This window comes from Siphonobacter sp. BAB-5405 (assembly GCF_002872335.1).
Classification (GTDB): Bacteria; Bacteroidota; Bacteroidia; order Cytophagales; family Spirosomataceae; genus Siphonobacter.
In genome coordinates this window covers 14,787-36,185 of sequence record NZ_NJAG01000027.1, presented here as the reverse complement: position 1 = coordinate 36,185, position 21,399 = coordinate 14,787, and the positions used below count along the sequence as shown (strand labels likewise).

At 46.7% G+C, this 21,399-nt stretch carries 22 protein-coding genes and 1 pseudogene; 4 read left to right on the top strand and 19 right to left on the bottom strand.

Annotated features, from left to right (window positions below):
- Positions 1-801 precede the first annotated feature (801 nt).
- The 5 genes from BWI97_RS18345 to BWI97_RS18325 form a co-directional block, all read right to left on the bottom strand.
- Positions 802-1,638, bottom strand: coding sequence for a DUF3800 domain-containing protein (locus tag BWI97_RS18345; RefSeq protein ID WP_102202268.1), 837 nt, complete (start codon positions 1,636-1,638; stop codon positions 802-804).
- A 135-nt stretch (positions 1,639-1,773) separates the two neighbouring features.
- Complete coding sequence (locus tag BWI97_RS18340) at positions 1,774-1,980, bottom strand: hypothetical protein (protein ID WP_102202267.1); 207 nt, start codon at positions 1,978-1,980, stop codon at positions 1,774-1,776.
- The gene (locus BWI97_RS18335; RefSeq protein WP_102202266.1) at positions 1,961-2,281 is read right to left on the bottom strand and encodes a hypothetical protein; all 321 of its coding nucleotides are present in this window, start codon (positions 2,279-2,281) and stop codon (positions 1,961-1,963) included. Before BWI97_RS18335 ends, BWI97_RS18340 begins: the two co-directional genes overlap by 20 nt.
- A gap of 3 nt (positions 2,282-2,284) precedes the next feature.
- A complete protein-coding gene (locus tag BWI97_RS18330) occupies positions 2,285-2,809 on the bottom strand; it encodes a hypothetical protein (RefSeq protein WP_102202265.1) in 525 nt (174 codons plus the stop codon).
- A 286-nt stretch (positions 2,810-3,095) separates the two neighbouring features.
- Positions 3,096-3,401 carry a hypothetical protein gene (locus BWI97_RS18325; RefSeq protein WP_102202264.1) on the bottom strand — a complete coding sequence of 102 codons (306 nt, stop codon included), beginning with the start codon at positions 3,399-3,401 and terminating at the stop codon, positions 3,096-3,098.
- A gap of 193 nt (positions 3,402-3,594) precedes the next feature.
- Between BWI97_RS18325 and BWI97_RS27705 the strand changes: the two genes are divergently transcribed.
- Entirely contained in the window at positions 3,595-3,738 is a 144-nt protein-coding gene (locus BWI97_RS27705) for a hypothetical protein (protein WP_158242787.1), read from the top strand.
- A 25-nt stretch (positions 3,739-3,763) separates the two neighbouring features.
- Here BWI97_RS27705 and BWI97_RS18320 read toward each other — a convergent pair whose 3' ends face one another.
- The 9 genes from BWI97_RS18320 to BWI97_RS18275 form a co-directional block, all read right to left on the bottom strand.
- The gene (locus BWI97_RS18320) at positions 3,764-4,666 is read right to left on the bottom strand and encodes a toprim domain-containing protein (RefSeq protein ID WP_102202263.1); all 903 of its coding nucleotides are present in this window, start codon (positions 4,664-4,666) and stop codon (positions 3,764-3,766) included.
- A gap of 353 nt (positions 4,667-5,019) precedes the next feature.
- Positions 5,020-6,111, bottom strand: a complete 1,092-nt coding sequence (gene gcvT / locus BWI97_RS18310) for a glycine cleavage system aminomethyltransferase GcvT (protein ID WP_102202261.1) — start codon at positions 6,109-6,111, stop codon at positions 5,020-5,022.
- An 86-nt stretch (positions 6,112-6,197) separates the two neighbouring features.
- Positions 6,198-6,707 (bottom strand): HAD-IIIA family hydrolase, encoded by a 510-nt coding sequence (locus BWI97_RS18305; protein ID WP_102202260.1) that lies wholly within the window; start codon positions 6,705-6,707, stop codon positions 6,198-6,200.
- A gap of 182 nt (positions 6,708-6,889) precedes the next feature.
- A complete protein-coding gene (locus BWI97_RS18300) occupies positions 6,890-7,354 on the bottom strand; it encodes a hypothetical protein (protein WP_102202259.1) in 465 nt (154 codons plus the stop codon).
- Positions 7,355-7,515: 161 nt separating this feature from the next.
- Entirely contained in the window at positions 7,516-8,628 is a 1,113-nt protein-coding gene (locus BWI97_RS18295; protein ID WP_102202258.1) for a VCBS repeat-containing protein, read from the bottom strand.
- A gap of 52 nt (positions 8,629-8,680) precedes the next feature.
- Positions 8,681-9,838, bottom strand: coding sequence for a glycoside hydrolase family 172 protein (locus BWI97_RS18290; protein WP_102202257.1), 1,158 nt, complete (start codon positions 9,836-9,838; stop codon positions 8,681-8,683).
- A 107-nt stretch (positions 9,839-9,945) separates the two neighbouring features.
- Positions 9,946-11,526, bottom strand: a complete 1,581-nt coding sequence (locus tag BWI97_RS18285) for a hypothetical protein (RefSeq protein ID WP_102202256.1) — start codon at positions 11,524-11,526, stop codon at positions 9,946-9,948.
- Positions 11,523-11,903, bottom strand: coding sequence for an RNA polymerase sigma factor (locus tag BWI97_RS18280; protein ID WP_369826605.1), 381 nt, complete (start codon positions 11,901-11,903; stop codon positions 11,523-11,525). Before BWI97_RS18280 ends, BWI97_RS18285 begins: the two co-directional genes overlap by 4 nt.
- A 942-nt stretch (positions 11,904-12,845) precedes the next feature.
- On the bottom strand, positions 12,846-13,490 hold the full coding sequence (locus BWI97_RS18275; protein ID WP_102202255.1) for an NAD(P)-dependent oxidoreductase: 645 nt from the start codon (positions 13,488-13,490) through the stop codon (positions 12,846-12,848).
- A 100-nt stretch (positions 13,491-13,590) separates the two neighbouring features.
- Here BWI97_RS18275 and BWI97_RS18270 point away from each other — a divergent pair, with 100 nt between their 5' ends.
- Positions 13,591-14,007 (top strand): helix-turn-helix domain-containing protein, encoded by a 417-nt coding sequence (locus BWI97_RS18270; RefSeq protein WP_102202254.1) that lies wholly within the window; start codon positions 13,591-13,593, stop codon positions 14,005-14,007.
- Positions 14,008-14,063: 56 nt separating this feature from the next.
- Here the strand turns inward: BWI97_RS18270 and BWI97_RS18265 are convergent, their stop codons facing one another.
- Positions 14,064-14,606 carry a hypothetical protein gene (locus BWI97_RS18265; RefSeq protein ID WP_094808140.1) on the bottom strand — a complete coding sequence of 181 codons (543 nt, stop codon included), beginning with the start codon at positions 14,604-14,606 and terminating at the stop codon, positions 14,064-14,066.
- A 72-nt stretch (positions 14,607-14,678) separates the two neighbouring features.
- A pseudogene (gene uvrB, locus BWI97_RS18260) lies at positions 14,679-16,695 on the bottom strand (excinuclease ABC subunit UvrB).
- Positions 16,696-16,900: 205 nt separating this feature from the next.
- Here uvrB and BWI97_RS18255 point away from each other — a divergent pair.
- Positions 16,901-17,809 (top strand): hypothetical protein, encoded by a 909-nt coding sequence (locus BWI97_RS18255; protein WP_141217297.1) that lies wholly within the window; start codon positions 16,901-16,903, stop codon positions 17,807-17,809.
- 82 nt (positions 17,810-17,891) lie between these two features.
- Here the strand turns inward: BWI97_RS18255 and BWI97_RS18250 are convergent, their stop codons facing one another.
- Positions 17,892-18,884: an aspartate-semialdehyde dehydrogenase gene (locus tag BWI97_RS18250; RefSeq protein WP_102202253.1), complete on the bottom strand. Its 993-nt coding sequence runs from the start codon at positions 18,882-18,884 to the stop codon at positions 17,892-17,894.
- A 306-nt stretch (positions 18,885-19,190) separates the two neighbouring features.
- On the bottom strand, positions 19,191-19,790 hold the full coding sequence (locus BWI97_RS18245) for a 5-formyltetrahydrofolate cyclo-ligase (RefSeq protein ID WP_158242786.1): 600 nt from the start codon (positions 19,788-19,790) through the stop codon (positions 19,191-19,193).
- A gap of 164 nt (positions 19,791-19,954) precedes the next feature.
- Here BWI97_RS18245 and BWI97_RS18240 point away from each other — a divergent pair, with 164 nt between their 5' ends.
- Complete coding sequence (locus BWI97_RS18240) at positions 19,955-20,668, top strand: outer membrane beta-barrel protein (protein ID WP_102202251.1); 714 nt, start codon at positions 19,955-19,957, stop codon at positions 20,666-20,668.
- 73 nt (positions 20,669-20,741) lie between these two features.
- Here BWI97_RS18240 and BWI97_RS18235 read toward each other — a convergent pair whose 3' ends face one another.
- A complete protein-coding gene (locus BWI97_RS18235) occupies positions 20,742-21,365 on the bottom strand; it encodes a thioredoxin family protein (RefSeq protein WP_094808151.1) in 624 nt (207 codons plus the stop codon).
- Positions 21,366-21,399: the final 34 nt, after the last annotated feature.

The following is a 21,399-nucleotide window of genomic DNA, read 5'->3' as shown; positions in this document are numbered from 1 at the left end:
TAGTACGTATAGATACCTATACAACCCACGTATACCTCGTTCTTAAATTTGAACATTTAATACTAATTTTCAAATTATTAGTATTTTCTTCCAATAATATGTTTAAATCGACGTATAAGCAACTAAATAATTGTACTTCTCTTGTTTTTAGTTGATTGTGTTGATATATTCTACTTTAATATCATTTATAATGATCTCTTTTTCCTGCCATTGCCACCCGGTACATGACGTTCTTAAGGATGAGAATGATCGCCTTTACCATCCACTCATATTACTCCAGGTCGGGTCTGGAGCTATACGAGCTGTCTAATCTGAAATTCGAGGTCGATGCTTAGCTGAGTCATCTTCGTTGGGGGTTTGAGTGGGGGTGTCTTGCTTTACTGGCTCCTCTGGCTTTACGGCAGCGGGCTTTACTTCCCGCAGGGCCGAAAGCTCCGACAGCATGGGACAGCAACGGTTTTTTGGTAAATGACGTTTTAGAAGGATGTGCTATAATTATGAATACTGACCAGCAGATACTAAAATACCCTTATAAATACAAAAAATGAGTCACTTAGTAAGTGACTCATTTTCAACAATTTATACCATAAGATAATTAATTCTATAAATCATGTTTTTAGTCTTAAGACTGCTTCTAGTCAGGCTTTAACTGGTAAATCAAATAAATTCATATAATTTTAGAGTTAGATGTTTTTTTTGACATTTTTTTTTATTATAAAACATATTTCTTTACTTTTGTAAAGCTCTGTAGCTATCGAAGACCCAAGTTCCACTTGGGGGATTTATGTAGATAGAACGGAGCTATTTTTTTGTCTTTATCTGAGAGTTATCCTTCTCGTGTTCCTTGGGGATGAAAAGCCAGTGTCGATAAGGATCTTCCCATAGGCTAGTCATTCCATTATTCATACCTGTATTAGCTCCGACATTGAATCCCGTATGTAAATCTCTGATTCTCAGATTTATATACTTATATAGTTTTTCTTTTGCAATAGTTCTTTTTCCTCGCTTCCAACTTCCAACAGGCTTCTCTAAATGCTTATCGTTTAAGCGGAAAGCCATTGCCCCTAGTATCACATCCATGAACTGAAGGGGTCTATGGGCTTTGGAATCGATCTCAGCAATATCAGATTTTCTAATCTTTATTTGAGCTGCCTTAAAATCACGGGTTTTCTCTAAACCTTTAATGAATTCTTTAAACTGTTTCGTTCTTTCTATTTTATCTGGCAAATAGTCGAAATAGGCTCTGATATAAATAGGCTCCCCTGTTTTATTGGAATAGGGCAGTCCGAATGCATGTTTGAAGAAGTGGTAATAAAGAATAAAAAACTCTTCTTCTATCTGTCTGTGAGTCAAATTAAGAGGTTTATAAAAATTCTGAGTAAACATTACTCTCATTTTAACCTTCCCTTCTTTCATTAAATCAAAAAAAACACCTACGATAGCCTTATATTTATCTAAGTAGTGTTCTGTAACCTTTTGCCACTTGATTTCGCTATACAATGCCTGTTCTTCACATACTTGCTTCAATCGTAGCTCCACTTCTGACAAGTGAGTCGATTCGACTAATACTCCTCCATAAAAATTAGAAAAATGCTTTCCTTTTTTCTCCGATTCATCACACCAAATAAAATACTCCATGGCTATTATCCAGTATTCAAGTTCATTTACCTAGCTTCAATTGCAAGTTATGAACGGTATATTAAAATATACAACTAACAATTTAGAAGGAAATATTTAAGAAAGAAAAAATTACGTTTTACACAGTTAGAATCTCTAATTTTCAATTGAAGATTTTTTTTGATCTGTAAAAATCTCAAACCCATAATGCTCACTCTCCTCCCCCGCCATCGCCACCCGGTACATGATGTTCTTGGGGATGAGAATGATCGCCGTTATCATCCGCTCGTGCTGCTCGGGATCGGTCTTTAACCACACGGGCTGTCCAATCTGATATTCGAGTTCAACGCTTAGCTGAGTCATCGTCGTTAGGGGTTTGAGTAGGGGTTTCCTGTTTAACTGGCTCCTCTGGCTTCAAGGAAGCGGGCTTTATTTCCAATAGGGCTGAAAGCTCCGGCAGCGTGGGCAAAAGCGGCTCCCCTGCGACCGGCGTTTCTTCTTCCGGCTTACTAAGTTTCAGATAAGCCCAGATGCCGTATAAGAGTAGTAAAAAGCCTATGATGAATAACCACCCGCCGCCTGCACTGTCGTCATCGTCACTGGGCTGTTGAGCTGGATAGTAGCTAAAGGAGCTACCCCTTGGAATAAACTGAATCTTTGCCATCGTTTAGCTGTGTTGCACCTGAAACGCCTGAATGAGTCCTAAGACCACCTCCGGCATATCCTGAATCGTTACTTCTCTGATCTGTCCGCCCACCCTTAGATCAAGCTCATGGCCTTTGACCTGGGCGAATAACCCTTGCAGTTCGCTAGTCTCGTACTGAGCCAGCCGGGCTTTAAGCTGCTGCACCCGATCGGACTCACTGCCTTGACTATTGTGCTGGGCTTTATACTCTTCCACGGCTTTACGAGCGGCCTCCTGTCGGGCTTTCTCCTGATTCTGGCCTGCCAGCTCCTGAGCCTTTTCTAACGCCTGCTGAAAGGTCGTTTTCTCCTGTCCGCTTTGCCACTGAAGGTTGTGCAGGTTCTCTTCCAGCACGGCTACCCGCTCGGTGATCTGCTGGTAATCTTCCAGCCGGGCAAGGATCAGTTCAGACAGGGAAGTACCTAATGCCTGAGCTTCTCTGAGCAGGCTTGATTTTCGGTCCGGACTCACCCGGACGCTAACGGTAGTAGTGAGGGCTTGACTCATGGGTGTATCGGGATTGCCCGGCATTTACCGGGAAAGGTGGAATTTGTCACACGCGGTCACACGGCGTAAGACGGATGAGTAGATGTTGTTTACCGGGGTTTACCGGAGCTGTAAACAGCGTCACACAAAGGCCGTTTTACCGGGCCTTTCCCGGTGTTTTCCCGGTGAAAACGGCCTTTTTTGATGGGATTCATCTGCACCGGGAAATACCGGGAATGTGCGACGGTGTCATACGGCGTAACACAGCGTCATACGCGGTCACACCTTCCCGGAGATTTCCGGACGTTTACCGGGAAGGGTCTTCTTTGCTCTCTTCACTACTGAGCGTATAGCCTACCATCAGCCCCGCCAGAAAGAAGCCCGGACCGCCCAGCAGACACGGCAGCAGGGGCAGCGTGATCTTTAAAGCTTTTTTGAGGTAAGGGTTGATCTGATCGAAGACGGGTTCTTTAGGTACATCAGCAAAAGGAAACGGGCCGACAGGGGACGTTTGTTTCGGAGCCGCTGAGACATCAAGCGAAGGAAAAGGAAGTTTGGCGGCAGGCTTGGGCTGCTCTTGCCAGGGAAACAGGGGTGTCGGGTGTTGGTTCATATCAGGGGGTTGGATAAAAAGAGTGTTTACCGACCGTATGACACGGGTGTTACAATACGGGTTTTATGTCACACAATCGGTAAACCCTGGCAAGTTCTCCCCTTTTACTGAACGCCTTTGAACGCTTTTGTACCGAGCTGAACGTTTACGACAGAGTTCGTAGAAACGTCTGTATCTCATCTTCGGGAAAGTCATGGTAATCACAGAAGTCCTTGAGTCTAACCTTCCCGTGCAGGTGAGCCGACGCCGGATACAGGGTTTTAATCAGGCGGCTGGTCACAAAGGCCGACGTGCGGCCACACCGCAGGACAAGCTGGATCTCTTCGAGGGTGATTAAAAAACGGGGCGGGTGCTGCATGGGATCAAATCAGGGGAACGTACCGAGTGGTGGGATGAGCCATCAGTAATTCATTGAAATCCTTATGACCCTTGTAAAGCGTTGAACAGTCGTGGACTGTAAAGCCCAGCTCTTTGAAGCGAAGCAGTGCCCGTTGCCCTTCCCGGTCGTCATCAAGAAAACAGTTGAGCTGCGTGCAGTTCCAGCTATCCAGCACGGGCAACGCGGCCCGAAGGTGCGAAGTGGAATTGAGTACAATGGTATGATAGCGGGGCATGTCCAGATCGTAGTAAGCCAGAGCGGAAAGGAAGTCGAAAAAGCCCTCGAACACGCATACTTTCCCGGGTAGGCTTCCTTCGAAGGTGGTGATGCCTGCGGGTCGGGTCTGAAACTTGAATCCCGTTCCATTGCGAAGGGCAAAGCCTCCCGCGTCATTGGGAAAGCCCAGAGCAAAGTATCGTTTGCCGAGCCGCTGGTAATGGACCTCTTTGACGTAATCACTGGCGAGTCCCACCGGAATACCCCGGCTCTCCACGTAACGAACGAGTACGGGATGCTTGAGGGGCAATGTCTCCAGCACCTGTAAAGGGCTTGGGGAATCCGGCTCTGAGCCGCTAAAAGAAAAAGCAGGGGTAAAGGGAGTACCCTCGAAACTGGACAGGCGTTCGACCGCCGTTCTGAAATTGATTTTTTCTAAGAGCTGACACAGCCGGATCACGTCACCCTTGTCTCCTTCCCCGCCAAAATCAGCGAACACGTTTTTGCTCAGATTCACGAAAAAAGAAGGGGTGGATTCTTGTCTAAGAGGTGAACAGTACACGAGTTCATTCCCGGACTGGTAGGCAGGTGAAATACCCCGTTTTTGTAGATATTCGGCGATTAAAACGCGTTTGGCCTGCTCGATTAAGTCTGTTGATAGTCTTTCCATCTTCTTCCTTTTAGCGGCCTAACATTGGATTAAAAATGAAAGCGGTAACCTGCCAAAGTTGGTAACCTTGTCTTTGGTAGTAAGTGAACGCTGGTAAAAAGACTTTTAGAAGGAAAACAGAGCAGCTATTGAATAAGATCGCAGTAACCTTATTCGTCAATGGAAGTAAAAAGAAGAGATTTTGCTTCTGGTTATGAAGCAGTTGTAAACCTAGTTCGGTCCCTAACGAGACCACCACATACAACACCTGCTCAATTCGAAATTGAGCAGGTGTTTTTCTTTTAAGCCTTTTATCCAACGAAAAGCCCTGACAGAGCAATCTGTCAGGGCTTTTCGTTATCATTCATTTATATCTACTTCAAAAACGGCAACTTCACGACTACCGCCTTCAAATACTTATTGCGAATGTTAATATAGATTTCGGTGCCTACTTTGCTGTATTCTGTTTGTACGTAGCCCATACCGATTCCTTTGTTCAGACTGGGCGATTGCGTACCAGACGTTACTTCACCGATGATCTGACCGGCGGCTGTCATGATTTCGTAGTGCTGCCGTGGAATACCCCGATCAATCATCTCGAAACCGACCAGCTTACGAGTAACACCGTTTTCTTTCAGCTTCTTGTGAAAATCGCTGTACGTAAATTCTTTGTTGAATTTTGTAATCCAGCCCAGGCCTGCTTCAATGGGTGAAGTACTGTCGTCGATGTCGTGACCGTACAGACAATAGCCCATTTCGGTACGTAGCGTATCACGGGCTCCCAATCCAACGGGTACGATGTCGAATTCGGCACCGGCTTCCATGATGGCATTCCACATGGCTACTGCCTGGTCGTTAGGCACGTATACTTCCATGCCGCCCGCTCCGGTGTAACCCGTAGTTGCGATGAGAATGTTTTCAATTCCCGCGACCGTACCTTCCTTGAAGGAGTAATAAGGCATTTCTTCCAAATTCAGCTCCGTCAGTTTCTGCATCGTTGCTACGCCCTTGGGGCCTTGTACAGCAAACAGGCTGTATTCATCCGATACATTTTCAAGCTCAGCTCCTTCGGTATTATGTTGCTGAAACCAGTTCCAGTCTTTTTCGATATTCGAAGCGTTCACTACCACAAAGTAGTCGTCTTCTTTCCGACGGTAGATCAACAAATCATCTACGATACCACCCATGTTGTTGGTAAGACAGGAGTACTGGACTTTACCATCATACAAAGCGGCTACATCATTGGTGGTAATCCGTTGCAGTAAATCCAGAGCTTTGGCTCCTCGTACCCGGAATTCACCCATGTGCGAAACGTCGAAAATCCCGACGGAATTTCGTACCGCCAGGTGTTCCTGAATTAAACCGGAATAGGAAACGGGCATTTCAAACCCGGCAAAGGGTACGATTTTGGCTCCTAAAGCTACGTGTACGTCGTGTAACGGAATTTGACGAAGTGAATCTGACATTAGAAAGAATACATTAGTATGAGCAAAAATAGTGGAAATTGAAACGCTCCCCACCTTTTTTGTTCTCAAAAGAAAATATATCCTCTTTAGCCTACCAACAGAGCCGAAGCTTCCCAAAGATTGGTTCGTAAGGCCTCTGCTTTGGATTGGGTATCCGGGTCAGCAATACGGATTGTTCGTACGCCTGCTTTATGACCCGCCTGAATGTCACGTTCCTGATCACCGATCATCCAGGACTGTGTAGGATCAATGTGATATTTGGCGATGGCTTTTTCAAGCATCAGCGAATCGGGCTTCCGTAGTAACGAATTACTGCTATAATCCGGGTGATGAGGACAGAAATAGAGGGCATCAATCAAGTGCCCGCATTTTTCCTGTAAGTGTTCGTGACACTTCATTACGTCTTCCCGCTTGTATAGCCCTTTCGCGATACCTGCCTGATTCGTAACTACAATGAGTAGATAGCCGGCACGCTTTAATCGTTCCAGTGCTTTAATGGTATCGTCCGTTATAATGAGTTCATCCACGCAGTATAGATAGCTCGGGCTATCCTGGTTTAATACACCATCCCGATCTAAAAAGACGCACTTATTCATAGGTTGATTAATGTTTTTATGTCAGCGAAACCGATAAATAGAACTATGCTTATATATTATTGTACAAATAAGCAAAAAAACCATCAGTTTGTTCGTCTGGTCGAGGTATTTTTAAAATTATTACAAAAAAAACCTGCCAACTTAAACGGCTGGCAGGTTGGTATTGTTGCTGGTTTATTTCACTAGAATCGGAATAAGGGTCGCGTACTGAAGGGAATACGACTGAGCATCAGCACTAAAGCGATACCGAAGAAAATAAGGGAGGATTTATGCTTGACCAGATCCGAACTTGCTTTCTTGGCCTTGCTGTACCCAATGTGCACTAAAGCCAGAGCAACAATCATGATAGCGATGTGTTCTACAGCAAAATAGCGAATATCCGCATTTTTCATAGCATTAATTCCTGGCGTCTGGAATGCGGCTAAGCCGTAAACTGGACTCAATACAAAATAAAGTACTAAGCCTACCAGTAATTGGACGTCGCAGGAGATCATAAAAAACAAACCTGCTTTGCGATCCGCGTCGGTATACAGACTTCGGGAGGAGACACCCCGAGCTGACCGGGCCAGGGTTAATACGGCCAGAATCAGCACCACCCAGCGAAGCCAGGAGTGAATAGATAAAAAGACAGTGTAAGCAGCTTCCATTTCGTATGCGTCGTTTATAGTTTGTCAGTGTTGGGCGACCCCACGCAGGGCGATCCATTGGACAGGCAAACAAACAGCCCAGGCGGCAAATCACCAAACGATACGGACTTAATCAGATTGAAAAATCGCAATTTCCGGGCATCTAGCCCATTTATGTTCCGTTACCGTTCATTCCAGAAAACGCTAAGTCCATCTTTCCCGGCTGTAATGAGTTCTGGATAACCATCTTTATTCAAATCCTGTACGACCATATAGATGCCCGTTCCTTTCGTTTCCCCAAAAGGTCCGAACGTGATGATATTCTTCTCGAATTTGCTACCGTTCCACGTGAAGTAGTACATGCCGTATGGATCGGCAGCTCCTGGATCATTCTCATTATGAGCCCGGTATCGTTTACCCGTAATCAGCTCGGGCTTACTATCGCCGGTAATATCCCGCCAGTGCATTTCGTGAAACTGTGAATGTTCTGAATCAATCGAGCGTTTTTCCCAAATGTGGCGGTCACCATCCATCTTGTGTTCGTACCAGTCGAGCCCATAGTCATGAGCCTGCCCCACAATGAGGTCGTTCCGCCCATCGCCATTTACATCTACTACCAGAATGGGTACACTGGCCGACCCCAGCTTGAAATCGGGGTGAAAGGTCCAGGCTTGCTCAAAGGGTTTGGCGGGAGCTTCCAGCCAGCCGTCGGATAAAATAAAATCCCCTCTCCCATCGCCGTTCACATCACCGAAACCCAATCCATGGCCCTGCACTTCGTAAATTATGTGACGAGTGAAGGTTTTTTTATCCCGGTTGAAACGGTATACCTTCAATGCCTGACTCGGATTGTTCGGAACGATTTCCAGCGTACCATCCCCATCAATGTCCCAGGCTCGGGTCGTTTCTACATTACCACAACTATCAATCACATGTTCGGGCCACTGTTTATCCGACTTACCGGGGTTTTCCCGCCAGCGAATTGACTTGCCCCACCAGCCGCCGGTAATAAAGTCCATACGGCCGTCTCCGTTGATGTCGTACGGTATGGTTGAGAAATCATCGTAGTATTCGCCTTCGGTTTTTACCTCGCCGATGAAATGACGCTTTTTGAACTCCGGACCTTCGTACCACCACGCTCCCGAGACCAAATCAGGCTTCTTATCGCCATTGACGTCGAAAACACCGACCGACTCATAGCGTTCTGGGGCAATTTTCTGTTCACGAAATTTTCCTTTATCGGGATAAAAAATCATGACGACCAGGATGAACATTCCTCCAATAACCGTTCTCATAGGCAGTTGTATGATGAATGAATCTAGCCTTTAAAAATCTGTACTACGCCTCTTAGTTGATCTCCAAAGCGTTCTTATCCGGCAGTCGGGGAAATGCCGCATGTGGTTCGGTCTGGTACCAGAAAATGGTGCTTGCCACATCGGAATTTTGCTGGAGATACCGACCCTCACTCCGCCAGCCCAAATCCTGAATCGTTACTTTCAGGTCTTTCTCGAAACGAATAGGGTCCGTCAGATGCCAGCGATACAACCCGAACCGTTGCTGGGATTTATAGGTCCCATCGGGGCGAATTACCTGCGGAAGACCCGCGTACGCCGTTGAGAACTCGACGTATTTCCCCGCCCGGTCGAAGTTGTAACTTCCACAGAAATAATCCTCCGTACCCGTACCGGCAATGGTGGGAAACGCTTTGTCTCCGTCCATGTAGAACTTGATTTCTCCTTCACCCCACCAGCCGGTATTACGCACACCCCAGGCCAGATACGTGCCTACGTACTGCCCTTTTCCCCTGATACCATCGACAAGCGTAATGACTTGCTCCGTTGGGTGACCATTCGCCCGGCGGAACTGAGCGTGGAAATACGCCGCATCGTCGGGTACGTCCGTCAATGTATAATCGACCTGATAGTAGAGTCGCATCTCACGCTCATCAAGATTTTCCATCGTAATCCGGCATTTCTTTCGAAAAGGCATGGGCCAGTAACAGTTAAAGGCACTGCCCGGATTAACCGTAACGGCCAATGAATTCAGCGGAGCATACTCGCCCCAGCCCATGCCGAAGAAATCACCCACGGGTACTTCCACGGAGGGCGTCGTTTCATCATCCCAATACAAACGAAGGATACTGAATCGCCAGTTGCCCGTAGGCGTCATCCAAATGTGCTGAATTTGACCCGAACCCGTAATTTCGGCTAGTGTAAACACCTGCTTCGATGGAATGATAACAAAGGGATTGACTTTCCAGCCCCGGCCCAAATCGCGGGCTTCACGACGGGCATTGGCCTGATTAGGCCGTCGGTCAGAGGTATCCGCCATGGCACCTTTGCCGCGTTCACCCGTAAAGTTTTCGGGACTGATGGATCGGGTTTGAGCGTTGGAAAGGCGATACAGATTAGATAGACCGACGTCCAGACCATTCCAGGGTTTTGTTTGAGCCTGCGTCAGGGTACAGGTCAGGGAGACCATTAGTAGAAGCCAGTACTTTTTCATAGTAAGAAGAGGTTATAGTCGAAAGGTCGTGAATCCTCCCCTTACTCGCAATGATGGATTACTGTAAGCAGCAAAAAGGCCTGCCGTGAGTACGGCAGGCCTTTTCTTTATTTTCCGAACTGGTACAGGGCTCGAATTCGTAAGCCTGCGGGGGTCTGTTCCTTTCGATACGAACAATTTTCCAGGGATGGAGCCAGATACGCTTCAGTTTGTACGACCAGATGATTCCAGCGTTTTTCAATGCCTACGCCCACATTAACATTGTTTAGCACGGGTTCCTTGGGCTTGAAATCGATCTGACTTTTCGCAAAAGGAAATTCGTTCTTGACTACATCGAATTGCAGTTGTTGCGTCACGTTCAGATCCAGCGTACTGCCAGCCATTGCCAATAAAGTCCAGTCCTGTTTCAGCGGAACCCGGTAATTCAGTTCAATGGGCATGCGTACGACCGAAGCCTGCGTTTGAATATTTTTGATTTTAAATAGCTGCGGCGGCAGGATAATCTTATGCTCTTTTCTGAAATTCCGGGGAGGCTGATTTTTCTTATGATCCCATTCGACTTCATCCCGGTATCGCGGTCCTTCTACCGTTCCCCAGCTTAAGCCTAGTGAAAGGCCCCAGTGTTTGCCAACGATTACGCCCGCGGCCAGTGATTTCCCAAGAAAGTTCTTTTCCAGGTCCACGCCCGCTCCGGCTCGCAGAGCTACCGTATTTTCCCGGGGAAGTCGTAGTTTGGGTGCTTTCGCTACCTTTTCGGTTTTCTCCGTAATCGGTACGTAATTCGTCCATTTGTAATTTTTCCTCGTTGCAACAGGTGAATGCAGCGGAGGTAAGGTAACGTCAAAGGTTAACCGGGGCCGCAGTCGGGCAGCTTCCACCAAATTTTGACGATTTTCAGGTATGCTTTCAACGGGTTGTTTTAATCCTTTTTTCTCAGTACCCGTTAATTCATTTTCGTAATCACCTGGAAATGTTTCCCGAATCGAGCTTCGTTTCGCTTTTCCGGACGAGTTTGGTGTACGAACAAAGGACGGATACTCGATACCCGAGGACGTAACATCCGCCCGAGCACCTTCTGTCTGGTTACGCAGAGGTTGATTAGAACGGATGATTTTACCGGAAGCGGTACGCATCGACTCCGTAGTACGAACGTCAGTGGCAACCGCTTCACGCTGCTGCCGATTTTCTTCAAACGGAGTAGGATCTAAACTGGTCGTTTCCTTCTCCTGCGATCCAGAAGCCGGTCGGACTTGGGAATGAGTTATCGTAGCCTCATTTGCTTTCTTCCTACTGTTGGGTTCTACCTCTTTTTCAGAGTAATCAGAAAGAGCTGGATTAGCGGGTGTCTTGACAGAAGGTACAGGTGAGTCATAGGCTGGGGTCTGAACAGCCGCCGATTCTGACCGCTGTATTTCTTTCGTTTGCTGAACTTCTTTTCTTAATTCGGCTACCGTCTGGGTAAGCTTTTGGTTTTCCTGATACTGAATGAGATTGGTCACAACGAGCAGCGTAGCTACTAAACCAGAAGCTCCGTAGCCAATCCACTTAGCTCCGCTCCGGACCCACCAGGAGGCAGGCATCTGTTGTTTCGTAAACGTTTGAAACTTCGCCCATTCCTGTTCCTGGAATGGCGGTTCGATTCCCTCCAACTTTCGTCGGATGGCTTCATTGAAACGATCCGTTTTCATTGTAAAGATGTATTTCCCCAGTTTCGCTGAGCGACGTGGGGATACGATTCAATAACCAGTTGCTGAAGAATCACGCGAGCCCGGGCAAAATGCGAGCGTACGGTTCCTTCCTTTAAATTCAGTTGATCCGCGATTTCACGAAGCTGGTACCCATCCACCACGTGCATGAGAAAAATAGAGCGATAAATGGGTCGGAGCTGTTGAACCAGTTCTAAAATTTCCTCCGCCGCGATCTGTTCAACCACATCATCGTCCAGAGCCGGTTCCGGAAAAGATTCAAAGCCAATTTCGCTGTGGAATTTCTGATGTTTTCGGAAATAGCTAATGGCCGAATTGACCATGATGGTCCGTAACCAGGCTTTAAAAGGCAATTGCAAATCGTAATGATGCAGGTTTTTAAAACCTTGAAAACCCTTCGTTTAAAATTTCCTCTGCTTCTTCTACGCTTGATGAGTACCGTAAACAAATGCTCTTGGCATAACTGAAATACTGTTGGAAAAGCACCCGCTGGGCCCGCTTGTCTTCTAACAAACAGGCCTGAATAACCCCTTCGAGGTCATCATCAGTGAAGGATGATTTTTTCCGGAAAACAAAATCAGTTAATAGTTAAGGTTCTTCAATGGATCTGTACGCGAAGGATTGTCTGGCCGTTGCAACCAACCGATAAAATTCTGCTAAAAAATAACCCGGCCTCTTTCTACGCTACAAATTTTACTGATTTTCAATAAGTTGTTCTTAATGTATCCTTAAAATAATGTAATCCTTTTTCCTGACTGCAACGCAGCATAGGGCTTCGGCGTATTAAGTAGATACTGGAACCATGCACACCCTAAAACTTACGGTACAGAACTGATTAGTAAAACGCTGGCTTTTGAGTAGTCATCAGTACCTTCTAATTTTCAACCAAACGTACACCAGTATGGAAATGTTCTCACCTGACGCATCTAAGTCTAAACATAAATCTTTGATCGAATTAGATACTCCTCAACGTCAGCATTCGCTGGCAGAATGGATACTTGAAGCTCTAGTTATCAGTATGAGCATTTTTATTGCCTCTCTAGTATTCTAAAAATCAATAGCTTATACAAAGAAAAGCCCCTCGTTCCCAGCAGGATCGAGGGGTCTGTATAGTCAATGTGACTCCACCGCCTTGGTGTCACGTTACTGAATTTGTATCAACAATAAAGCTTCAGGTCGCCACCTCCGCCTTATTGTTGATACAAAGTTGAACGTTAACCACGACTAATTTTTAGAACTTCGATGGATAGTAACATTTACAGTTTTTTTGGATAGAATTAAGCCTTTACTGGTATTAACTACTAATAGCCTACGGTAAAGCGTTTTTGGGAAAACTGTTGGTTTTCAAGTTCATCTACAATCGCTACGGCTAAATCAGCCACCGTAATGCGGCTCTCCCCTTTTTCATCCGCAACGGGTGTATCCAGTTCCGTGCGGTACTGACCCGTCCGTTCGCCGGGAACCAGCTGAATCGCCGGACTCAGGAAAGTCCAGTCCAAGGCTTCCTCTTTTTTAATGACATTCAGAAAATCGCGGGCAGCTGTTGCTCCGGCTTTCCAGTCAGCTGGAAACTGAGGCGTATCTACCAGTTGAAGGCCCGGAGCGGCGTATAAACTTCCGGCTCCACCAACTACGAGTAAACGGGGTACGCCGGCAGCTTTTGTACCGTCGAGAATGGCCTGTGATCCTTTTAGAAAGTCATCGTATAGATTAGGGTTTGTCCAGCCCGCGTTAAAGGCACTTACTACGGCGTCGGTTCCGGCCACGAGTTGCTGTACTTCTGCTGAATCCATTACATCCCCCGTCTTGAGGATGAGAGCCTCCGAAGTATTCGTAATTTTTTCCAGGTTACGAGCAATCGCCGTTACCTGGTGTCCCCGGTTCAAAGCTTCCGACAATACGGCTGTTCCTACAAAACCGCTTGCTCCAATCAGTGCAATTTTCATAGCAATTAGTTATTTTTGTTTCCTTAGTTACTTTTAATAACTCAAAAGTAAATCAAGGTTTTAATTCCGACAAGAAGGTATTTTCAGATAACCAAGGCACATGACAGTAACTATTATTGATAGTCAGGCAACTCCTGTTCAGGAAAAGATAGAAAAAATTTTCAGCAAGACCGACGATTTAGGAGTATGCCCCGTTCGCGGTATTCTGGATCGCATTGGGGACAAGTGGTCTTACCTAACCATCCTACACTTAGGCAATTCGGGTAAGCTTCGTTTTAATGAATTGAAAGCTCAGATTGGTGATATTTCGCAGCGAATGTTAACGGTTACGCTACGAAGTCTGGAGGAAGATGGACTGGTTCAGCGGCACATCTACGCCGAAGTTCCGCCCCGGGTGGAATATCAGCTTACGGCTTTGGGCGAAAGCTTACTCCAACGCATGATTGATCTGGCCGAATGGGCTAATATGTATAAGGCAGAAATTGTGAAGGCCCGCAGTCGGTACTCAACGAATTAGGGGCTTATTTAAAACAAGATCCCGGAAATCTCAAATTCCCGGGATCTTGTTCAGGTTTACTGAAACCGACTTTTAACTTCCTGGATTTCCTTGAAGTACTCTTCTCTTTTGAAATATTTAGGAGCTGCTGGATGAGCCCAGTAGCAGAAATGAATGTCTGGAAAAGATCTTTCTTTTAATGCATCCTGTACGTACCAACTAAGTTCTTTGCCTAATACAATGACGATTTGAGGAGCTAACTGATCTAATGTAGAAAAGAAGGATTCTTTGGCCTGATGCCACATTGTTTCACTCGGCCGGATTCTTGAACCTGCTCCAACTAATTCCTGGACATAATTGTAAAAAACTACACTGTGCCAGAACTCCTGACGCTTTTCATCGTCCATCCAGCCTGAGTGACCAGTAATGGTATTAGCAATGGTCGTAAAAAATCGTAATCTCTTTTCAGGATCAATAGCGTATTCTTTAACTACCCATTGCGTAAAATCTTCCGAGTACTCCTCTGGCTTCCCATAATGCGATTCACCTAAGATTAGAATACGTGGTGTACTTTCCTTATACTTTTCCCCTACCCAGGGAAGAAAACCCGTTTGTGACATAAGATGTAGGTTATAAAAAATCCGCTGGTGAGATCGTCGCCAGCGGATTCAAAACTAACCGATTATTGGGATTTATAACATCTTCTTCAAACTCATCATTTCATCCCGAAGTTTGGCAGCGTTGAGGAAGTCCAGCTCCTTGGCGGCCTGCTCCATTTCTTTCTGTACCTGCTTGATACGTTCGTTGATGGCATCTTTATCCATGTACGCCATGACCGGGTCAGCGGCCAGCGAAAGTTCCTGGGGTTCCACGTAGTATTTCTTCGTTGGTTTACCCATCACGTCCGCTACGCTGGTTTGCTCCATAATTGACTCTTTCGACTTACGAACCGTACGCGGCGTAATCCCGTGGTCGGCATTGTACTCCATTTGCAGGGCCCGGCGTCGCGAGGTTTCATTGATGGCTTTTTCCATGGAGCCCGTAATACGATCGGCGTACATGAGCACCTTACCGCGGTCATTCCGGGCGGCCCGGCCAATGGTCTGGATCAGCGAACGAATGTCCCGTAAGAATCCTTCCTTATCCGCATCCATAATGGCTACTAGGGATACTTCCGGTAAATCCAGACCTTCGCGAAGTAAGTTTACGCCGACCAGTACGTCGAAGATTCCCAGCCGTAGTTCGCGAAGAATTTCTACCCGCTCGAGGGTTTTAACTTCCGAGTGAATATACCGGCATCTTACGCCAACCCGATCCAGATACTTGGAAAGTTCTTCGGCCATCCGCTTCGTAAGCGTCGTAACCAGTACGCGTTCTTCCCGGCGAATACGGTCGTGAATCTCGTCCAGCAAATCATCAATCTGATTAATACTGGGCCGTACTTCAATTTCAGGATCCAATAATCCCGTCGGACGAATGATCTGCTCGACGACGACCCCTTCACTTCGCCGCAACTCATAATCAGCCGGCGTTGCGGATACGTAAATCGTTTGAGGAGCCATGCCTTCAAACTCCTGAAAAGTCAGCGGTCGGTTATCCAGGGCACTGGGCAAACGGAAGCCGTAATCCACCAGGGCTTCTTTTCGGGAGCGGTCACCGCCCCACATCGCCCGAATCTGCGGTACGGTTACGTGACTTTCATCAATTACCATCAAATAATCTTCCGGGAAGAAGTCCAGCAAACAGAAGGGTCGCTGGCCGGGCAGGCGGCGGTCGAAATACCGCGAGTAGTTCTCAATTCCCGAACAGTACCCCAATTCCCGCATCATTTCCATATCAAACTCCGTACGTTGCTTGATTCGGTCGGCTTCCTGCAGGCGAAATTCTTTCTCGAAGAATTTGATTTGCTCGACCATATCGTCCTGGATTTCGTGCATGGCCCGGGCCAGCGTGTCTTTTCCGGTTACGTAACAGGTTAGCAGGGAAAATAGAAACCCGGTTTTCTTCCCCGATTTTTTTTCCGGTTTGCGGATTAATCCGGTGAATGGCTTCAATTTCATCCCCGAAGAACACAAAGCGATACCCAAATTCTGCGTACGGCAGGTGTACATCTACCGTATCTCCTTTTACGCGGAAGGTTCCTCGGGTAAATTCGGCCTCCGTTCGTGAGTACAGAATTTCTACCAGTCGGTACAGAAACTGATTCCGGGAATAGATTTCACCGACGCCCACCCGCATAATGCTTCTACGAAACTCTTCGGGGTTTCCCATCCCATAAATACAGGAAACGGAAGCCACTACAATTACATCCCGTCGTCCGGACATCAGGGCCGAGGTTGCCGAAAGTCGTAGCTTATCAATTTCCTGGTTGATTGCCAGATCTTTCTCGATGTACGTATTGGTCGTAGCGATGTAGGCTTCGGGCTGGTAGTAGTCGTAATAACTAATGAAGTACTCGACGGAGTTATTTGGGAAGAATTGCTTGAACTCCCCGTACAGCTGAGCCGCCAGCGTTTTATTGTGACTGAGAATTAAGGTAGGACGATTAATCTCCTTGATCACATTGGCTACCGTGAAGGTCTTTCCCGATCCCGTAACCCCGAGGAGTACCTGAGCCGGTTCATCCCGATAGATGCCTTCAAGGAGTTGCTGAATGGCTTTGGGTTGGTCGCCCGTGGGCTGGTATTCAGAGGTTAATTCAAAATTCATGGCGTTCGGAGCGGCTTTGTTAAGCGAATGAACCGAAGGGACGCGGGTCCGTTTCGAATCAGTGAAACTACTAAAAAATGACCAGAAACCGAAGGTTGGGGCCATCCAGACAGTAACGTCTAAAAAATGCTTTCCATTCCAACGATTTTGAAATTTTCAGGGTCTTTCGTGTAGTTTTGTCCTCTAATCCTATCCTGCATCTATCATGACTTATTTCTGCCGAATTACTCTATTCTGTGGCATCATTGCTGGCTTAGCCAGTTGTGCAACCGTGTACAATTACCGTCTGGGAGCAGGACTTCACGCCCATGATTTAATCTATCAGCCTAAACCGATGGCTTCACGGGATAGTGGCCTCAATACGGCAACCTATGTAGGCGGCGTAGTACTTTGGGGGAACGGCTACAAGGAAGGATTAAAAGGCGGTCAAACAGAAGATCAGCACCGACTTGGACTTTTACAATTCAATAGGGCTCATAGCTGGAATGCAGCTACATTGTCCTATGGAACCTTTGGCTATCTGGGGCAGTATACCATTAGTCCTAATTCATTTAGCAAATACGACACGAGTACGGTTGGAGGGATTCGCCAAGTCAACCGATTACCCAGTGCCTATGCAGGTACCTACAACTTTTACGGATTTGGTTTCCGCGGCAGTGCCCAGTTAAACGCCATCTTAGGAAAAAATACAAATTGGCGGTTTATTGGAGTAGACATGGTATATAGCCGGGAATACGGTGAGTTATCCCGACTACGTCAAATCATTCCGCAGCAAAGTGTTCCTAATGGATTAGGTAGTTATTCTAATGGTAAGGATAACTGGTACATTGCCCGACAACCCAGTCTGTTTACCATTGCGGCCACTACTGAAATGGTATTCAGCTCTGATCCAGCGAGAGACCGCTCTTTTAGTTTGAAATATAGTATCGGAACCTCTTCACACCCTTATGACAACTCCCAGTGGTTCACGATCCGGAGTTTTGTGGCTGCCTATCAGTATCGACAACACATCGCTTCGCTAACTTTCGGCAATGAATTGCGTAAACCTGCTACCCATCTTTCCTATCATTACCGTTTAGACTACAAGCAAAAAAAGAAAGCGAACCGGTACTAATCGGCTCGCCTTCTTTGGTAGGATTGCCCAGGGTTTTACCCTGGGCTATTGCTATTAAACGCTTTTAACGTTTGAAATCTGATTATACTAATTCATTCGTATTCAGGTACTCAGCGATCTGAACGGCGTTCGTTGCCGCACCTTTCCGCAGGTTGTCAGCAACAATCCACAGGTTGAGCGTATTGGCTTGTGACTCGTCCCGACGGATACGACCCACGAAGGTATCGTCTTTTCCGTGAGCGGTGAGCGGCATGGGGTACACCTGGTTTTTCGGATCGTCCTGCACGACTACACCCGGAGCTTTTTCCAGGATAGCCCGTACTTCTTCCAGATCGAAATCGTTTTCGAACTCGATGTTTACGGCTTCCGAGTGACCACCAATCGTGGGAATACGTACCGTCGTAGCCGTTACTGCGATGGCATCATCTCCCATGATTTTCTTGGTTTCATTTACCATCTTCATCTCCTCTTTCGTATAGCCGTTATCCAGGAATACGTCGATGTGCGGCAGTACGTTCAGGTCGATGGGGTGCGGATATACTTTTTTCACGCTGTCATCGCCTTTACGCTCGGCAAACAACTGATCTACCGCAGCTTTACCCGTACCCGTAACAGACTGGTACGTCGAAACGACTACCCGTTTGATTTTGTACTGCTGGTGCAGGGGGTTCAATACCACCACCATCTGAATCGTTGAGCAGTTGGGGTTGGCAATGATTTTATCTTCTTTCGTCAGCGTGTGAGCGTTGATTTCCGGTACTACCAGTTTCTTGGTAGGGTCCATCCGCCAGGCTGAAGAGTTGTCAATGACGAAAATACCGGCTTCAGCAAACTTGGGAGCCAGTTCCAGTGACGTACTACCACCCGCCGAGAAAATAGCAATCGCAGGTTTGGCAGCGATGGCGTCCTCGAAACTTACTACGGTATATTCCTGTCCCTTGAAGGTCACCTTTTTACCAACAGACCGCTCGGAAGCGACCGGAATGAGTTCGGTGATGGGGAAGTTACGTTCTTCCAGTACTTTCAGCATCTCACCACCTACAAGACCGGTGGCTCCAACAACAGCGACTTTCATTGTTTTGTAAAAAAGAAATTAGGGTGAAAAATGAATTCTATTTCTGTAATACGCTCATCCTCAACAACCATTTTCGTGCCAGCGTTGAGGTAGGGGCATAAAAAAATTCGTCACCGTGAAGGAGAGAAAACCGACAAAACAATTCTGGCAAACGAGGGTCGAGGCCCCGCTCACTCCGAATGTTCTATTTAATTTTCTTAGTGTTCACTGTGACGAATTGTCGAATTGGCCGCAAAGTAAGGGGTTTCTTACGGACTGGAAAAATAGAAGCCTTATTTTTTTATTTTTCTTTTAGTAAATCCCAACTTATAAATGTGGTCTACTTTCTTCAAACCTCCAAATACTCTTTGGCGTAACGCAAGCCGTGAGGGGAATATCAAAGTTATCCACATCGCTAATGCTTTCCACCGGTTCAAAGAAAGAAAGGCCAATTTTCAGTACATCCGGTCGGCACTGGGCCAGAAAACGGTCGTAAAAACCCATCCCATACCCTACCCGATACCCCCGACGATCAAAAGCCAGGAGCGGTACTAATACTGCATCCAGTTCTTCAGGAGCTATCTGTAACCCTAATTGTGGTACGGGCTCCGGAATACCCCACTCATTTTCAAGGATTTCGGTCTGATCCGTGTACCGATAGTGTACCATCTCGCGAGCCTGAGCATCCGACCGGGAAATAGCGATGTGGACATGTGGATAACTTTGACGCAAATTGTGGATAACTATATAGTTGTCCACTTCCTTTTGTCGTCGAATGGGTAAAAAGGCATGTACGGTCTTACTATCTTTCAGTAAATCAGCTTCAATTAATTGATTGGACAATGCTTGGGTGTGGATAAGTACATCTGTATCGTCCAGGTTTCGCCGACGTTGCCGGAATTCCCGTCGTATCTCTGCTTTGGTCATACGTATATTTTCAAAATTCATCCGCTCCTTCTACCCTTCTTCTGGAAAAATACCTTTCATACGGGTTTTCGTCACCTTCTCCTTGCGGCGTTCATCTGTTTTTTGAATTCGAAAATACGGATTCCATTCCAACAACTGACGAACCTCTTAATTCTCGTATAGCCATGAAACGTTCATTGATTGCCTTCGCTACTGTCGTTTTATCCACTGCTGCTTTATCCGCCTTTGCTCAAATCAGTACGGATACCTTACCCGTCTCGACAACGACCAAACCCTGGATGCCTGCCCACAAGAGCGACTTAGAAATTTCACTGGGCCTCAACACCTTTGCCGGAAAAAATGCTCAAATGACCAATGGTTACGAACTTCGTCCCTTAGGTAGCCGCTTTGTTTCGCTGGGTGCCATGCACCGTTTCCGGATTGTAAGTGGACAAAAGTCTGCCTTTGCCTTGAAAACGGGTCTGGAAGTAAGCTGGAATAACTTTATGCTCGAAGGAAACCGGGTCATTAGCACTACGGGTGGACAAGTGGCTTTCACGGACTCTGACGTACCCCTGGCTAAAAGTAAACTTACCGTCGCGTATCTGAATATTCCCGTTATGCCTACAGTCGTTTTCCGCAAAGGAGCCGTGAGCCACATCAGTTTAGGCGGCTACGCAGGTATGCGACTCGATAGCTATACGAAAACCAAAACGCAGTCGGGTAGCAAAGACCGCGATCATGGTCGCTACTATGTGAATAACTTCCGTTACGGCGTAGGCATGAGTGTAGGCTTCCGTTGCGTAGGTACGGTATTCGCCGAATATGATTTGAATAAGGTATTTGAAGCGGGCAAAGGGCCTCAGGTAAGTGCCGTAAATTTTGGTATTCGCCTGTAAAGCTTTTACGTTTTTCCATCAAAAAAGGCTCGCGATGATTGTCGCGAGCCTTTTTTTGGACCCTGAACCTATCTTATGCCTCTTTCCACTGAATGGCACAACCCACGGGTTTGGTCACGTTCAGCATAACAGGCTTTCCCTGTAGCAGGTTATTAACGGCATCTTCGACGTAACGTCTGGTTACACTACCGGGATCCTGAGAACTATCATCAATGGTACCAATGTATTGAACCGTAAATTTGTCTCCCTGCCGCTGGAGTACAAACACCTGTGGCGTACGGGTGGCTCCGAAGGCTTTAGCCGTTTTCTGCGTATCGTCGAGCAGGTACGGAAAGGTATATCCTTTCGTTGAAGCACGGGCTTTCATATTATCAAAGGAATCTTCTTCGTACGCCGCCGGATCGTTGGGATTGATGGCCACTACCGGAAACCCCTGCGAGCGGTATTTCATATCCAGGGCAATGATACGTTCTTCGTACGCTTTGGCAAACGGACAATGGTTCGTTGTAAAAACTACAATTACGCCTTTATTTCCTTTCAAATCTGAAAGGCGTATCGTGTTTCCATCTACATTTCGTAGCTGAAAATCTCCCACCGCCTCGCCAATATTATACCCTCGTTGCTCCAGAGGTTTATCGGCTGCTCCGGCAGGGCTCCAGGCCCAAACCAGGGCCCAAAGCAGCCAAATTGATTGCATACGTAACATAGTATTCATAGTGGTCAGATACATA